The sequence below is a fragment of the Xanthomonas sp. F14 genome, assembly GCF_014199865.1.
The window spans coordinates 132,442-146,777 of the sequence record NZ_JACHOM010000002.1 but is presented as its reverse complement, the minus strand read 5'-3'; the positions used below and the strand labels follow the sequence as shown (position 1 = coordinate 146,777).

Annotated in this window: 13 protein-coding genes and 1 other RNA gene; 8 read left to right on the top strand and 6 right to left on the bottom strand. The window is 67.5% G+C overall.

All coding sequences use genetic code 11. The features are described 5' to 3' along the window. Positions 1-112 precede the first annotated feature (112 nt). Positions 113-1,693, bottom strand: a complete 1,581-nt coding sequence (locus tag GGR73_RS09180) for an aldehyde dehydrogenase (NADP(+)) (RefSeq protein WP_184456626.1) — start codon at positions 1,691-1,693, stop codon at positions 113-115. Beyond that, positions 1,693-2,610 carry a 5-dehydro-4-deoxyglucarate dehydratase gene (gene kdgD / locus GGR73_RS09175; protein ID WP_184456624.1) on the bottom strand — a complete coding sequence of 306 codons (918 nt, stop codon included), beginning with the start codon at positions 2,608-2,610 and terminating at the stop codon, positions 1,693-1,695. Before kdgD ends, GGR73_RS09180 begins: the two co-directional genes overlap by 1 nt. Positions 2,611-2,906: 296 nt before the next feature. Here kdgD and GGR73_RS09170 point away from each other — a divergent pair, with 296 nt between their 5' ends. Continuing rightward, positions 2,907-3,776, top strand: a complete 870-nt coding sequence (locus GGR73_RS09170; protein ID WP_046344132.1) for a LysR family transcriptional regulator — start codon at positions 2,907-2,909, stop codon at positions 3,774-3,776. Positions 3,777-3,907: 131 nt separating this feature from the next. Continuing rightward, positions 3,908-3,984, top strand: a non-coding RNA gene (locus GGR73_RS09165) — sX9 sRNA. Positions 3,985-3,988: 4 nt separating this feature from the next. Here the strand turns inward: GGR73_RS09165 and GGR73_RS09160 are convergent. The 4 genes from GGR73_RS09160 to GGR73_RS09145 form a co-directional block, all read right to left on the bottom strand. Next, positions 3,989-6,160 (bottom strand): RelA/SpoT family protein, encoded by a 2,172-nt coding sequence (locus tag GGR73_RS09160; RefSeq protein WP_024938122.1) that lies wholly within the window; start codon positions 6,158-6,160, stop codon positions 3,989-3,991. A gap of 127 nt (positions 6,161-6,287) precedes the next feature. Continuing rightward, positions 6,288-6,587 (bottom strand): DNA-directed RNA polymerase subunit omega, encoded by a 300-nt coding sequence (gene rpoZ / locus GGR73_RS09155; protein WP_002812428.1) that lies wholly within the window; start codon positions 6,585-6,587, stop codon positions 6,288-6,290. Positions 6,588-6,714: 127 nt separating this feature from the next. Next, on the bottom strand, positions 6,715-7,326 hold the full coding sequence (gmk, locus tag GGR73_RS09150) for a guanylate kinase (RefSeq protein WP_016903572.1): 612 nt from the start codon (positions 7,324-7,326) through the stop codon (positions 6,715-6,717). 151 nt (positions 7,327-7,477) lie between these two features. Then, positions 7,478-8,338, bottom strand: a complete 861-nt coding sequence (locus GGR73_RS09145) for a YicC/YloC family endoribonuclease (RefSeq protein WP_024938120.1) — start codon at positions 8,336-8,338, stop codon at positions 7,478-7,480. 109 nt (positions 8,339-8,447) lie between these two features. On the opposite strand from GGR73_RS09145, the gene rph reads away from it, so the two are divergent. The 6 genes from rph (at position 8,448) to GGR73_RS09115 (ending at position 14,325) form a co-directional block, all read left to right on the top strand. Next, positions 8,448-9,173 carry a ribonuclease PH gene (rph, locus tag GGR73_RS09140; RefSeq protein ID WP_024938119.1) on the top strand — a complete coding sequence of 242 codons (726 nt, stop codon included), beginning with the start codon at positions 8,448-8,450 and terminating at the stop codon, positions 9,171-9,173. Then, on the top strand, positions 9,170-9,562 hold the full coding sequence (locus tag GGR73_RS09135; protein ID WP_184456621.1) for a VOC family protein: 393 nt from the start codon (positions 9,170-9,172) through the stop codon (positions 9,560-9,562). The genes rph and GGR73_RS09135 overlap by 4 nt, the downstream gene beginning before the upstream one ends. Then, positions 9,559-10,158 carry an RdgB/HAM1 family non-canonical purine NTP pyrophosphatase gene (rdgB, locus tag GGR73_RS09130; RefSeq protein ID WP_039512392.1) on the top strand — a complete coding sequence of 200 codons (600 nt, stop codon included), beginning with the start codon at positions 9,559-9,561 and terminating at the stop codon, positions 10,156-10,158. Before GGR73_RS09135 ends, rdgB begins: the two co-directional genes overlap by 4 nt. A 16-nt stretch (positions 10,159-10,174) precedes the next feature. Then, positions 10,175-11,332, top strand: coding sequence for a radical SAM family heme chaperone HemW (gene hemW / locus GGR73_RS09125; protein WP_039519207.1), 1,158 nt, complete (start codon positions 10,175-10,177; stop codon positions 11,330-11,332). A 222-nt stretch (positions 11,333-11,554) separates the two neighbouring features. Then, the gene (locus GGR73_RS09120) at positions 11,555-13,981 is read left to right on the top strand and encodes a DUF1631 domain-containing protein (RefSeq protein ID WP_184456620.1); all 2,427 of its coding nucleotides are present in this window, start codon (positions 11,555-11,557) and stop codon (positions 13,979-13,981) included. Next, the gene (locus GGR73_RS09115; protein WP_046344154.1) at positions 13,978-14,325 is read left to right on the top strand and encodes a PilZ domain-containing protein; all 348 of its coding nucleotides are present in this window, start codon (positions 13,978-13,980) and stop codon (positions 14,323-14,325) included. Before GGR73_RS09120 ends, GGR73_RS09115 begins: the two co-directional genes overlap by 4 nt. Positions 14,326-14,336 lie beyond the last annotated feature (11 nt).

Here is a 14,336-nt window from a genome sequence, read left to right as displayed (position 1 = left end):
CCTCACCTATGACGATGGAAGCGCACTGCGCTTCGGTACTCCACGTTGCGCCTGCGGATGGCGTACCGGACCCTCCTCCGGCACGCCTCAGGCATCGTTGCTGCGGCAGCCGTCAGTCGTGTCCCAGCGCGCCATCGACGCGTCGCCATAGCCCGAGCGGGTTGTCGTGCGCGACGGCGGCAGGCAACAGCGCAGCCGGCAGATCCTGGTAGCAGACCGGGCGCAGGAAGCGATCGATCGCCAGCGTGCCGACCGAGGTGCTGCGGCTGTCGGAGGTGGCCGGGAACGGGCCGCCGTGCACCATCGCGTGGCAGACCTCCACACCGGTGGGCCAGTCGTTGACCAGGATGCGTCCGGCCTTGCGCTCCAGCACCGGCAGCAATGCGGCGGCCAGTTCGGTATCGCCCACCTCCATGTGCAAGGTGGCGGTGAGCTGGCCTTCCAGGTGCTCGCTCAGCGCACGCAGCTGTTCGATGTCCCTGCAACGCACCAGCAGCGACGAGGCGCCGAAGACTTCGGCCTGCAGCGATTCATCGGCCAGGAAGGCATCGGCGTCGGTGCCGAACAACGCCGCCGGACAGCGCCCGGCGTCCGCCGCAGCGCCGCGTGCCAGCGTGCTGACCTGCGGGTGCGCGGCCAGACGCTGCACGCCTTGCGCGTAGGCCTGGCCAATGCCTGCGGTGAGCATCGCTGCCGGCGACACGGCCTGCAGCGTTTGCGTTGCGGATGCGACAAATGCATCCAGCGCCGGCGAATCGATCGCCAGCAGCAAGCCGGGATTGGTGCAGAACTGCCCGCTGCCCAGGGTCAGCGAGCCGACGAACGCTTTGCCCAGATCCGATGCGCGCGCCTGCAGCGCCTGCGGCAACAGATACACCGGATTGATCGCGCTCATCTCCGCATACACCGGAATCGGCTCGCGGCGTGCGGCGGCAATCTTGACCAGCGCCATGCCGCCGGCCCGCGAGCCGGTGAAACCCACCGCCTTGATGCGCGCGTCGGCGACCAGTCGTGCACCGATCTCGATGCCGGCGTCGAACAGCAGTGAGAACACGCCCTCGGGCAGGCCGCATTGCGCCACCGCCGCCTGGATCGCACGGCCCACCAATTCCGAAGTCCCCGGATGCGCGCTGTGCGCCTTGACCACCACCGGGCAGCCGGCCGCCAGTGCCGAGGCGGTATCGCCACCGGCCACCGAGAATGCCAGCGGGAAATTACTGGCACCGAACACCGCCACCGGCCCCAGCGCGATATGCCGCTGCCGCAGATCCGCACGCGGCAATGGCGTGCGTTGCGGCATCGCCGGGTCGATCCGCGCCTGCAGCCAGCTTCCTTCGCGCACCACGTTGGCGAACAGGCGCAGCTGCCCCACCGTGCGCCCCCGCTCGCCTTCCAGGCGCGGGCGCGGCAGGCCGCTTTCGTGCATGGCGCGTTCGATCAAGGCATCGCCCAATGCCAGGATCTGCTCGGCGATGGTTTCCAGGAAGACTGCGCGCGCGTCCAGCGTCGTTTCGCGGTAACGATCGAACGCCGCCCGCGCCAACGCACAGGCCTGTTCCAGATCCTGTGCGCTCACCGAGCCGAATGCCGGCTGCAATGCCGCACCGCTGGCCGCATCCAGCGCATGAAATTCCTCCCCTGCGCCGCGCACGTCGCGCTGCCCGATCAGCGATTGGCCCGTGATGCTGTGCATCAGCGGCGTCCTCCAATCAGTTGCTTGAGCTGGGCGAATTCGTCCTCGTCGAGGTCGGCCAGCGGCGTGCGGACCGGACCGGCCGGGCGGCCGACCGCGCGCATGCCGGCCTTGACGATCGACACCGCATAACCGGCGCGGCGATTGCGCAGCACGGTGTACGGCAACACGAAGTCATTGAGCTCGCGGTAGATGGTGACGTGGTCGCGCGCACGCACCGCTGCATAAAACGCCAGCGCCCACTCGGGCAGGAAATTGAAGATGGCCGACGAATACGTGGTCACGCCCATTTCCAGATACGGCAGCGCGAAGGTTTCGGCGGTGGGCAGTCCGCCCACGTAGAGCAATCGGTCGCCAAGGCGGGCGTAGATGCGGGTCATGCGATCCACATCGCCGATGCCGTCCTTGTAGCCCACCAGGTTGGGGCAACGCTCGGCCACCCGCGCCAGCGTCACGTCGTCGAGCTTGGCGTTGGCGCGGCCGTAGACGATCACACCCAGCCTTGTCGCCTTGCAGACGCGCTCGACATGGTCGGCCACGCCATCGGCATCGCACTCGGTGAGGTACGGCGGAAACAGCAGGATGCCGTCGGCAGCATTGCGCTCGGCAGCCTGCGCCATCTCCATGGCGATCGCGGTGCCGTAACCGGCCGGTGCGATGACCGGCATGCGGCCGGCGGTCTGGGTCACCGCTGCTCGCACGGCGCGATTCACTTCATCCAGCGTCAGCGAAAACAGCTCACCAGTGCCGCCGGCGGCAAACAGCCCCGCAGCCGGGTGCGAGGACAGCCAGTCCAGATTGCTGCGGTAGGCGGGTTCGTCAAAGGCCAGGTCGGCATCGAAATGGGTCACCGGAAACGACAACAGCCCGGCGCCAAGTGCTTGGGCCATTTCGGAAGGGGTGTATCTGCTGCTCATCGGACAAACGCTCCTGGGCGGGGGATGCGGTTGATCCTAGAAACGCAGATCGTTGCCGGTCCAAACCAAAGGACGTATTGTTTGATACACAAGTTGAATCAATCGCGTCATCGATCGATGTAGTGCGCCGCAAATGGCTGCTTTGCAACGCTTTTTCGACAGTGCGTAATTATGGCCGGCTGCGCCCGCCAACGTGGTCGTTGGCGTGGCAGCGCCTATTCATCGGCGCTGGCGGCGGAAGGATGTTGCGGGTGCAGCATCAATTCACCTGTTTTGCCATGCGAGGCCCGTCCCCCATGTTCGATCTGCAGCAACTGCGTTGCTTTGTCGCCGTCGCCGACGAACTGCACTTCCGTCGCGCGGCCGAGCGCCTGAACATGACCCAGCCGCCGCTCAGCCGGCAGATTCAGTTGCTGGAGCACAGCGTCGGCACCGCGCTGCTAGAGCGCAACAGCCGGCATGTGCGGCTGACCCAGGCCGGGCGCAGCCTGCTTGCCGAAGCGCGCGCGATCCTGCGCATGGCCGAAAACGCCGGCCTGCGCGCGCGCCGGATCGGCACCGGCGATGCCGGTAACGTGTCGGTGGGTTTCACCGCAGGTGCCAGTTACCGCTTCCTGCCCGAGGCCATCGCGCGGTGGCGCAGGCAAGCGCCGGATGTGGATCTGCAACTCAAGGAGATGGTCAGCCTGGCGCAACTGGACGCACTGGATGCAGGCCGGCTGGATATCGGCCTGTTGCGCCCGCCGATCCAACGCCAGGGCCTGCACAGCCGCTGCGTGGCACGCGAACCGCTGATCGCCGCGCTGCCGGAAGACTCTCCGCTGGCGCACCGCGACAGCCTGCGCCTGCAGGATTTCCACGGCCAGCCGCTGGTCAATTACGCACCGGACGAGGCGCGTTATTTCTACGATCTGCTGGCGCAATTGTTCGGTGCGCGCGGCATCGCGCCGCGCTCGGTGCAATACGTCAGCCAGATTCATTCGGTGCTGGCGCTGGTACGCGGCGGCATGGGCATGGCGCTGGTGCCCGAAGGCGCCAGCGGCCTGCGTTACGCCGGCATCGTGTACCTGCCGCTGCGCGAGGAAACCCCTGCCACGCCGGTGGAGCTGCACCTGGTGTGGAAACAGGATAACGACAACCCTGCGCTGGGTCGTTTGATCGCCTGAGCCGGGCAAGGCGCGTGCGCTGTCACAGACGCACGGCAGCGCAGCCAATGTCCAACGCGGGGACCGGATTCGAAGCAACTGGCAACACGACTGCGCCCCGCCGGGCGGGTGCGACCGGTGCCCGGTGCGGCATGGACCACGCGTACACGCCGGCTTTGAGCGCGACACCGACAGCCACCTGACGACTGCTCGCTACGATTTGTTCGCCGCTTCTACTGCCGCCCCACGCTCTGCACCACGTGCAGGCGCCGCAGCCGGCGCATCACTTCGGCCAGATGGCGGCGGTCGCGGACCTGGATGTTGAAGCGCAGCACCGCCGCGTTGAAATCGCGGTCCAGGTAATCCACGCGCTCGATATTGGACTGGCTCTGCGCAATCGCCGCAGCCAGCTGGGCCAGCACGCCGGTGCGGTTTTCCACCTCGACGATCAAGGCGGTGTCGTAGTCGCCACTGACGCTGGAATCCCAGTCGATCGGCACCCAGCGTTCGGGCGATTTGCGCAGCTCGGCCAGGTTGGGGCAGTCCAGACGGTGCACCACGATGCCCTTGCCGGCGGTGTGGTAACCCATGATTTCGTCGCCGGGAATCGGCTGGCAACAGTTGGCGAAGCTGATCACGCCACGCTCGCTGCCGTCGATCAGAATCTTTTCGTGCGAATGCTTGGAGTGGCCGCCACCGCGCAATTCGGCGTAGGCCATCAGCGCCTGCGCGGCCTGGGTCGGCATCCAGTTGCCCAGCGCCACGTCGGCCAGCAAGGCTTCCAGGCGTGGATAGCGGTGCTCGGTGAGGAAGGCGTCCAGGCGGCCCTTGGGCAGCCGCTCCAGCGAGCTGTCCATCGCTTCCAGCGCGCGATCGAGCATGCGGTGGCCGAGCTGCACGGCGTCTTCGTGTTCGAGCTGCTTGAGCTGGTGGCGGATCGCGGTACGCGCCTTGCTGCTGACCACGAACTCCAGCCACTGCGGCTTGGGCGTGGCCGAGCGCGCGGTGATGATTTCCACCGCCTGCCCGCTGACCAGCTTGGTGCGTAGCGGCACCAGCTTCTTGTCCACCCGCGAGGCGACCGCGCGGTTGCCTACGTCGGTGTGCACCGCATAGGCGAAGTCCAGCGCGGTGGAGTTGCGCGGCAGCGCCAGGATCTTGCCCTTGGGCGTGAACAGATAGACCTCGTCCGGGAACAGGTCGACCTTGACGTTGTCCAGGAACTCCAGCGACGAGCCCGCCGCGCGCTGCGAATCGATCAGCTCCACGATCCAGTCGTGCGCGCGGCTCTGCGCGCTGTTGGGCGAGGCCGAGCCGACCTTGTAGGTCCAGTGCGCGGCCACCCCGCGTTCGGCGATCAGGTCCATCTCCTCGGTGCGGATCTGCACTTCGATCGGCGAGCCATACGGGCCGAACAACACGGTGTGCAGCGACTGATAGCCGTTGGCCTTGGGGATGGCGATGAAATCGCGGAAGCGCCCGTCCAGCGGCTTGAAGGTGGCATGCACCGCGCCCAGCGCGTGATAGCAATCGGCCACCGAACGCACCACCAGGCGGAAGCCGAACACATCCATCACCTGGTCGAAGGACTTGTTCTCTTCGTGCATCTTGGAATAGATGCTCCAGGGCGTCTTGATGCGGCTGACCAGGCGGTGCTCCAGCCCTTCCTTGGCCAGCCGCTGCGACAGCTGCACTTCCACCTGCGCCATCGATTCGCGCCGCACCACCGGCTGGCTGCGGATATGTTTTTCGATGATGGCATGACGCCACGGATACAGCGCGCGGAAGCCCAGGTTCTGCAGCTCGGACTTGATCAGGCTCATGCCCAGGCGCTGGGCGATCGGCGCGTAGATTTCCAGCGTTTCGCGCGCGATGCGGCTGCGCGCCTCGCTGCTCTGCGCGCCCAGCGTGCGCATGTTGTGCAGGCGGTCGGCCAGCTTGATCATGATCACGCGCAGGTCGCGCGACATCGCCAGCAGCATCTTGCGGAAGCTCTCCGCCGCCGCTTCCTGGCGGTCGCGGAACTTGAGCTTGTCCAGCTTGGTGACGCCATCGACCAGCTCGGCCACCGCTTCACCGAATTCCGACGCCAGCTCTTCGCGGGTCAGCGGGGTGTCTTCGATGGTGTCGTGCAGGATCGCGGCGATCAGCGATTCCATGTCCAGGCCGAGCTCGGCGAGTACGCCGGCCACCGCGACCGGATGGGTGATGTACGGCTCGCCCGACTTGCGGGTCTGGCCGGCATGCGCGCTGGCGCCCACTTCCCAGGCACGGCGCAGGATCGGCAGCTGCTCCTTGGGAAGGTAGCTGGCTGCGCGTTCGAAGTGCAGGACGTAGTCGGGGATGGCCTGGTCGGAAGACGGAGACGTCACGACGGTCGCCTGGGCAGTGGGGCCTGGGTTCATGCCGGAAGACTATGCCAGCAGCGCAGTCACGGCAAACGTTTGCACACTGCAGGCGACAACGCGGGCCTGAAACGAAAACAGCCCGCACATGGCGGGCTGTTCAGATCGATCGCAGCGATGCGAACAATCAATCGTCGTTCTTGGACATGTCTTCGTCGGCAACCACTTCGGCAGCGGCCCATTCCAGCGCCTCGCGTTCAGCACGCTCGCGCTCGGCCTTCTCGACTTCGTCGATCAGCGCATTGTCGATCCGGCGTGCGGCGATCTCGCGCAGTGCCATCACGGTGGGCTTGTCGCTGGCGTCGGCATTTTCGATCAACGGCTGCACGCCGTTGGCGAGCTGACGGGCGCGCTTGGACGCCATCATGACCAGCTCGAAACGGTTGTTCACGACTTCCAGGCAATCTTCTACGGTAATGCGGGCCATGCGGGCTCCCGGCGACCAGCAACGGCCGCGCATCGAATGAGGGAAAGGGGGCGGAGTGTACGCCCGGGCCGCCGTCACGGCAACCTGGGCCTATTCAGTTTCCTTTGGAATCAGGGATTTGAGCCGCTCAGTCCAGCAAGGCCCGGATCAACGCCGCATGCCGCTGCTGTTGCGCCTGCCGGCGCAGCCGGCTGGCGGTGAAGATCGCGCACATCTCCGAGACTGCGGTGTCGAAGGTCTCGTTGATGATGACGTAGTCGAACTCCTCAAAATGCAGCATCTCTTCGCGGGCGGCGGCCAGACGTTGCGCCATCACGTCCTCGCTGTCCTGGCCGCGCTTTCGCATGCGCTCGTCCAGCGCCTGGCGCGACGGCGGCAGGATGAACACGCTGACCGCGTCGGGCACCTTCTGGCGCACCTGGCGCGCGCCCTGCCAGTCGATCTCCAGCAGCACGTCGTGACCGGCAGCCAGCTGCGGCTCCACCGACTGCCGCGCGGTGCCCTTCCAGTCGCCATGCACCAGCGCGTATTCGAAGAAGTCGCCAGCTTCGATCATGCCCTGGAACTCGTCGGCGGAGACGAAATGGTAGTGCTCGGCATGCCGTTCGCCCGGCCGCGGCGCGCGCGAGGTGAACGAGATCGACAAGGCGATCTTGGGATCACGCGCCAGGGTGGCGTTGACGATGCTGCTCTTGCCGGCGCCGGAAGGGGCCGCAACGATATAGAGGGTGCCGCGCATAGGGTCAGGGATTCGGGCTTGGGGAGTCGGGATTCGCGAACGGGCTGCGGACCGGTACCACCGGGGTCGATATGCTACCGGTATTGGCCGCGCCCCGCTGAAACCCGGGATGGCCGTCGACCAATCCCGAATCCCCAATCACCACTCCCGGCTATTCGATGTTCTGCACCTGCTCGCGGATCTGGTCGATCAGTACCTTCAGATCCACCGCAGCGTTGGAGGTGCGGCTGTCCACCGACTTGGAGCCAAGCGTATTGGCTTCGCGGTTGAATTCCTGCAGCAGGAAGTCCAGGCGGCGGCCGACCGGCTCGCGCTGCCTGAGCACGCGGCGGATCTCGGCGATGTGGCTGGACAGGCGGTCGAGCTCTTCGTCCACGTCCAGCTTCTGCAGCCACAGCACCAGTTCCTGTTCGGCGCGACCGGGATCGACCGGATGCGGCAGATCGGCCAGACGGGCGGCCAGCTTGGCACGCTGCCCTTCGCGGATGACGGGAATCAGCGTGCGCACCTCGGCGGCAATGCGTTCGATCGCATCGACCCGCTCGCTGATCGCATCGGCCAGCTTGCCGCCTTCGCGCTCGCGCGCGGCGACGAAACTGTCCACCACCTCGTCCAGCAATGCCAGGGCCTGCGCCTGCAACGCAGGTGCGTCCACGTCCTGCACCTGCAGCACGCCGGGCAGCTGCAGCAGATCGGTGAAGCCGACCTGCAGCTTGGGGAACATGCCGTCAAGGCGCGTGGCCAGTGCACCCAGTTCCTGCAGCAGCGATTCGTTCACGGCCAGGGTCTGCGCGTTGTCCGGCGCGCGCAGGCGCAGCGCCAGATCCAGCTTGCCGCGGCTGTTTTTCGCCGCCACGCGCTCGCGCAGCAGCGGCTCCAGCGCACGCAGTTCTTCGGGCAGGCGCACGCCCACTTCCAGAAACCGATGGTTGACCGAGCGCAGCTCGCAGCCGAGCGTGCCCCAGGGCGTGATGCGTTCGCCACCAGCAAACGCGGTCATGCTTCGAATCATCGTCAGTCCCGTGCCTTCAAAGCGCGAATGGTACCCTAGCGGCCCGCGCTGGCTGACCGCCCCGCCACGCGCCGACCCAGACCCACCTCCCGACTTCCGGACTCATCGCATGACCTTTTCCCGTCCCAGCGGCCGCACGGCCGACCAGCTGCGCCCGGTGCGCATCGAACGCGCCTTCACCCGTCACGCCGAAGGCTCGGTGCTGGTCAGCTTCGGCGACACCCGCGTGCTGTGCACCGCCAGCGTGGAAAACCGCGTCCCCGGATTCCTGCGCGGCAAGGGCGAAGGCTGGGTGACCGCCGAATACGGCATGCTGCCGCGCTCCACCCACACCCGTTCCGATCGCGAAGCCGCACGCGGCAAGCAGGGCGGACGCACGCTGGAGATCCAGCGCCTGATCGGCCGCGCACTGCGCGCCTGTGTGGATCGCAATGCCCTGGGCGAGCGCACCATCACCCTGGACTGCGATGTGCTGCAGGCCGATGGCGGCACCCGCACCGCCGCGATCACCGGCGCCTACGTGGCGCTGGCCGATGCGGTGAACCTGCTGCTCAAGCGCGGCGACATCAAGAAGCACCCGCTGATCGGCGCCGTGGCCGCGGTGTCGGTGGGCATCTATCGCGGCGAGCCGGTGCTGGATCTGGACTACCCCGAAGACAGCGACTGCGACACCGACATGAATGTGGTGATGAATGACGGCGGCGGCTTCATCGAGCTGCAGGGCACTGCCGAAGGCCACGCCTTCCGCCGCGACGAACTCAACGCACTGCTCGCACTCGCCGAACAAGGCATGAGCGAACTGTTCGCCCTGCAACGCGCTGCACTGGCCGGATGAGCCGGCGCATCGCCCTGACCACCCTGCTGGTCGCCGACTACGACGCGGCGATCGCCTGGTACACCGGTGCGCTGGGCTTCCAGGTGCTGGAGGATCGCGCACTTGGCGACGGCAAGCGCTGGGTGGTGATCGGCCCGGGCAGCGCGCAGGACGCCGGCTTGCTGCTCGCGCAGCCGGCCGACGCCGCCCAGCGCACACGCATCGGCGACCAGACCGGTGGGCGGGTGGATCATTTTCTCCACACCGACGACTTCTGGCGCGACCACGCGGCGATGCAGGCGTTCGGGGTGGAATTCCTGGAACCCCCGCGCGAGGAACCGTACGGCACGGTCGTGGTGTTCCGCGATCTGTACGGCACCAAGTGGGACCTGCTGGAGCCCAAGCAATGAAACAACTGGTCCTGGCCAGCGGCAACGCCGGCAAGCTGGAAGAACTGCGCGCCATGCTCGCCGACCTGCCGCTGCGCATCGTGGCGCAAGGCGAGCTCGGCGTGGACGATGTGCCGGAAACCGGCCTGACCTTCGTCGAGAACGCCTTGATCAAGGCACGCCATGCCAGCGCGGTCACCGGCCTGCCGGCACTGGCCGACGACTCCGGCCTGATCGTCGATGCGCTCGGCGGCGCACCGGGCCTGTACAGCGCCCGCTATGCCGGCAGCCCGACCGATGCGCAGGCCAACAACGCCAAGCTGCTCGACGCCATGCGCGCCGTGCCGGCCGAGCGCCGCAGCGCGCGGTTTTACGCGGTGATCGTGCTGCTGCGTCACCCGGAAGATCCGCAACCGCTGATCGCCGAAGGCAGCTGGGAAGGGGTGATCACCACCGAACCACGCGGCACCGGCGGCTTTGGCTACAACCCGGTGTTCCTGGATCCGCTGCATGGCCTGACCGCTGCGGAGATGGATACCGCGCTGAAGAACCGGCTGAGTCACCGTGCGGTGGCGCTGGCCACGCTGCAGCACAAGCTGCACGCCCTGTCGCTGTGAACCATGGCCTGACGCAGTGCCCGACCTGATTCCACCGCCGCTGTCGCTTTACGTGCACCTGCCCTGGTGCGTGCGCAAATGCCCGTACTGCGATTTCAACTCGCATGCGGCCAAGGGCGTGCTGCCGTTCGAGGACTACGTGGATGCGTTGATCCGCGACCTGGATGCGGATCTGCCGCTGGTGTGGGGGCGCGTGGTGCATTCGGTGTTTTTCGGCGGCGGCACGCCGAGCCTGTTTCCGCCCGAAGCCATCGACAGATTCCTGCAAGCCGCCGCCGCGCGGCTGCGCTTTGCACCGAATCTGGAGATCACCCTGGAAACCAATCCAGGCACCGCCGAGCATGGCCGCTTCGACGGCTATCGCGCCGCCGGCGTGAACCGGCTGAGCTTCGGCGTGCAGACCTTCGACGATGTGGCGCTGCAGCGGCTGGGTCGCATCCACGACAGTGCCGAGGCCGAACGTGCGATCAAGCTGGCGCAGGATGCCGGCTACGACAATTTCAATATCGACCTGATGTACGCGCTGCCCGAGCAGACCCTGGCACAGGCCGAGCGCGATCTCGAACGCGCCTTTGCGCTGCAGCCCACCCACATGTCGCATTACCAGCTCACGCTGGAGCCGAACACGGTGTTCTTCGCGCGGCCGCCCAAGGGCATTCCCGACGACGATGCGGCCTGGGACATGCAGGAGCATTGCCAGCGTCTGCTGGCCGAGGCCGGCTACGCGCAGTACGAAGTGAGCGCCTACGCCAGGCCCGGGCGGCAATGCGCGCACAATCTCAATTACTGGCGCTTCGGCGATTACCTGGGCATCGGCGCCGGGGCGCACGGCAAGATCAGCTCCGGCGCCGAACAGCATGTGCTGCGACGCTGGAAGCACAAGCACCCACAGAGTTACCTGGCCAGCGCCGGCAGCGCGGCATCGATCGGCGGCGACGAGATCGTGCCGCGTGAGCGACTGCCGTTCGAATACATGCTCAACCTGCTGCGCCTGCACGAGGGCTTCGCCCTGCGCGACTTCGAAGTCTCCACCGGCCTGGCCGCCTCGGTCATCGAGTTGCCTGTGGCCCGTGCGATTGCGCAAGGCTGGATGACCGCGCAGGACGGACGCGTGGTGCCGACCGAGCTGGGCCGCCGCTTCACCAATGACGTGGTCGAGCTGTTTCTGGCCTGATCGCGGCGATCGCGGCGCGGCACCGCAGCCAGCACGCCGCGCCATGATCGATAGCGCACACGACAGCATTGGCGCGCGGATCCAGCGAGCCGCGCCACGCGCGCCGTCCGCGTCCGGGTGGCGACCGAATCTGGCCAGGCACGTCTTGCGCCCGCGCGGTCGCTGCCCGGCGGAAAAACATGCTACATAGCTCACGCCTCGCACCGAGCCCGCCTCCCCCGGATGTCCACTCCCGCTTCCTCCCTGCAGCACACGCTCAGCGGCCCGATCGCCGATGCGCCGGTTTCCGCGCGCGGGCGGCGCCTGCTCGCCGCGCTGCACGCGCACTGCGTGCAGGCGCTCAGCGGGCCGCTGCGGCTGACCATCGTCGAGCTGGAACGCGAGCTGCTGCATCAGGCCGAGCATGCCCGCAACAGCCAGATACAGGCCGAAACCTATGCGCAGACGCGCGGCCTGCGCGACCACATCGATCGGTTTCCGCAGGCGTTCCTGCAGCAGCTGGCGCAGGACCTGGCCACGCTGCGCGATCGCCCGTCGCTGATGCCAATAGCCGATGCCTCAGCGCATCCGCAGATGCTCACCCTGGTGGAGGACACCGATATCGATCGCGATATCGTGCTCAGCGAGATTGCGCGCCGCGAAACCTCCCGCCGCGCCGATGCGCTGCAATTGCTGGCGCAGCGGGTGGCGGTGATCGGCGCGGTGGCCGAGTTCGAACTGGAGGCAGTGCCGCTGGGCCCGTACGCCCTGTGCCGCGTGCTGCGCCAGTGCGTCGAAACGCTGGGACTGAGCCTGGACGGGCAGCTGACGCTCTACCGCGTGTTCGAGCGTCAGGTCATCGAGCGTTTGAACGATCTGTACGAGCGCGCCAACGGCACGCTCGCGCAGGAGGGCATCCTACCGGGGCTGATCTATCACCCGTACCTGGTCAAGCCCACCCAGGTGCAGACGCGGCGCGCACCGCCTGCAGCAGCCAACGCCCCGAAGGACGCTGCGGCTGCCAGCGCGCGCGCGCTGCCGCAGCGCAACGGGCGGCCTGCAACCGGCTGGAGCGGGCAATCGGCACCGACACCGTGGCAGAGCGCCCTGTTGGATCCGCCCGCCATGCCGATGACACTGGCAGCGGCGACCGACGGTGAGCAGGCAGCACCTGCCCTGAGCGATGCAGTGCAGGCGCTCGGCGGCCTGATGTCGTCGGCGCGCCGGTCGCAGGCGGCGGGCAACGTAGGCGCAGCGGCGAATCAAAGCTCTGCAGATCACGGCGCAGCGCCTGCAAGCAGCGCCCAGGCAACACTCGAGAAACCATCTCCCCGGCTCGCCTCCTCGGCCGTGCCCAAGGCCGCCGTCAGCGACGCACTGGCCAGCCTGCAGGGTACGCTGGCGGCACAAGCAGCAGCGGCGGCGCAGCCCAGCGGCATCGATGCGGTGCAGCGCCAGTTGCTGGCCTTGCTGCGGGCGCAACACGGCCCCGACGCCGCGCTGTCGCTGCAGGACACCGACACCTTCGATCTGCTCGGCCTGCTCTACGCGCAGATGCAACGCGAAGTGCGCGGGCAGACCCCCGCGCAGGCCCTGCTCGCTAAGTTGCAGGTGCCGGTGGTGCGCGCGGCCTTGGCCGATACGCATTTCTTCGTGCGCGACCAGCACCCGGTGCGCGAATTGCTCAACACCGTGGCCGAGTCCGGCGCGGTCTGGCTGGGCGACGACGATGTCGACCCGCAGTTGCTGCACAAGCTGGGCAGCGCGGTGGACCGGATCGTCAACGACTACCAGGGCGACGAGGCCGTGTTCGCCGCGGCCAACGCCGATATCCAGGCGCATCTGCGCGCCTTGGCGCGCAAGGCCGACCTCGCCGAGCGCCGCCATGTGGATGCGGCGCGTGGCAAGGAGCGGCTGGAGTCGGCCAAGCAGCAGGCCGAGGCGCGCATCGAGCAGCTGTGCGAGCAGAGCGTCCCGCCGCGCTTCGTGCAGGCGCTGCTGCGTCAGGCATGGTCGGACGTGCTGACGCTGACGCTGCTGCGCCAGGGCGAGCAATCGCCCGAATGGGACGAGCGCCAGGCCCTGACCGCGCGCATTGCCGAAGTCACCTGCCGCAGCAAGGGGCAACCTGCCGACATCGCGCTCGGCAGCGAGATCGAAACCGCGCTGCTGCAGGTCGGCTATCACCACGATGAAGCGGCGGCGATTGCGCGGCGCCTGTCCACGCCCGGCGGCGAGGACGAGACGACCTCGCGCACCGAGCTCGCCACCAGGCTCAAGGCGCGCACGCGGCTGGGCGACCAGGGCGACAGCACACCGCGCAAGGACATCGCCGGCCCGCGTTCGCCGGCCGAAGAGGCCTGCTACACGCAGCTGCGCAGCCTGCCGTTCGGCAGCTGGTTCGAGTTCGTGATCAACCAGCAGGGCGACCTACGTCGGCAACGGCTGTCCTGGTACAGCCCGATGACCGGCAACGCGCTGTTCGTCAATCAACGTGGGCAAAAGGTCGCCGAGCACTCGCTGGATGGCCTGTCGCGGCTGATGGCCGGTGGCCACGCACGCCTGCTGGTCGAAGAGAAATCGCGCCTGATCGACCGCGCCTGGCATGCCACCGTGCGCACGCTGCGCAGCCTGGCCGGTCAGGCGCCCATTGCAGAGGTCAACCCATGATCCAGGACACCCGCCGCGCACCGCGCCGCCAGCCGTCCGACCTGATACCGGTGACCGACATGCTCAGCGAGGCGCAGATTGGCCGGGTCGGCAATGTCTCGGAAACCGGCATGCTGCTGCTGGCCTCGGTTCCGCTGCATGACGACGCCCTGTATCAATTGCGCTTCAGCCTGCCCGAGCGCATCGGCCGCGCCACCGAGATCGATGTCGGCGTGCATCTGTTGTGGAGCGAAGCCGCGCACGCACCCGGGCAGGCCTGGGCCGGCTTCCGCTTCCTGACCATGTCCGAGCCGCATCGCCAACGCCTGCGCGCCTGGATCGCCGAAGAACACATGCTGGGCTGAAGGACAGCATC